This is a genomic window from Ornatilinea apprima, from assembly GCF_001306115.1.
Lineage (GTDB): Bacteria > Chloroflexota > Anaerolineae > Anaerolineales > Anaerolineaceae > Ornatilinea > Ornatilinea apprima.
On the sequence record NZ_LGCL01000038.1, the window covers coordinates 1 to 882 of the forward strand.

At 63.9% G+C, this 882-nt stretch carries 1 protein-coding gene; it reads left to right on the plus strand.

Annotation, left to right across the window (positions count from 1 at the left end):
- A partial coding sequence (locus tag ADN00_RS15225) for a Glu/Leu/Phe/Val family dehydrogenase (protein ID WP_075063864.1) occupies nt 1–882 on the plus strand: 882 nt, incomplete at both ends.

Consider the following 882-nt stretch of genomic DNA (forward strand, 5'->3'; position numbering starts at 1 on the left):
GAGAAAGAGCGCCTGGTGCGCGGCTGGGTGCAGCAAATGTGGAAGAACATCGGCCCGCGCCAAGACGTGCCCGCCCCCGACGTGGGCACCACCCCGCAGATGATGGGCTGGATGATGGACGAATACTCGCGCCTGGCCGGGCAGTACACCCCCGGCGTGATCACCGGCAAACCCGTGGGCGGCGGCGGCTCGCTGGGCCGCACCGAAGCCACCGGCTACGGCGTGATCTTCACCGTGCGCGAAGCGATGAAGCACCTCGGCATGGACCCCAAGGTCTGCAAGGCCGCTGTGCAGGGCTTCGGCAACGTGGCCCAATACGCCGCCATCGGCTTCACCGAAATGCTGGGCGGCAAAGTGGTGTGCGTCTCATACTGGGACCGCGAAGACCGCATGCCCTACACCATCTCCAAAGACGACGGCATCGCCCCGCGCTTTCTGATGAGCATCACCGACCAGTACGGCTCGATTGACAAGGCCAAAGCCAAAGCCGCCGGCTACCAGCTCGAAGACGCCGGTGCCTGGATTGGCAAAGACGTGGACGTGCTCATCCCGGCCGCGCTGGAGGGCCAGATCAACGCCGAGAGCGTGCAGAAGATCAGCCCGCGCGTGCGCCTGCTGGCCGAAGGCGCCAACGGTCCCACCACCCCCGAGGCCGACGAAGTGCTCAAGCAGCGCGGCATCTTTGTGGTGCCCGATTTTCTGTGCAATGCCGGCGGCGTCACCACCTCGTACTTCGAGTCGGTGCAGAACGACATGAACTTCTACTGGACCAAGCAGGAAGTGCTGGAAAAGCTGGACACCAAGATGACCGAAGCCTTCCACGCCGTGCTGGAGATGTCGCTCAAGGAAAAGGCTTACATGCGCGACGCGGCCTATATGGTC